The sequence below is a fragment of the Peribacillus sp. SIMBA_075 genome (assembly GCF_046534585.1).
This window is the reverse complement of sequence record NZ_JAWRYN010000925.1, coordinates 1-260: the sequence shown is the minus strand read 5'-3', so window position 1 is coordinate 260 and position 260 is coordinate 1. Positions and strand designations below refer to the sequence as shown.

The following is a 260-nucleotide window of genomic DNA, read 5'->3' as shown; positions in this document are numbered from 1 at the left end:
CGATTCTTGTCACAATTTCCTGCGGCCAGGGCACGTGTCGACAAGTTATCTCAAGAAGTTGCCAATATCATTGGTGCTGATCTTGACGAACTCCGCCGAATCGAAGCTGCTACCGCCTTGGGGAAGTTGCAAAAGTTTGGGCATCGATCCCTTCGAATATCTACTTCAATTTGCGGTTGATTCCGAAGCGGAGCGACGGCAGATTCTCCAGGCCCGCCAAGAAGCAATAGAGCGTGCTATCGGCTTGCGCTAGTCGCAAG

At 51.9% G+C, this 260-nt stretch carries 1 protein-coding gene; it reads left to right on the top strand.

Translation table 11 applies throughout. From position 1 onward, the window contains the following. On the top strand, positions 1 to 180 hold a 180-nt coding region (locus SB775_RS30960), incomplete at its 5' end, for a hypothetical protein (RefSeq protein WP_410865096.1). Positions 181 to 260: the final 80 nt, after the last annotated feature.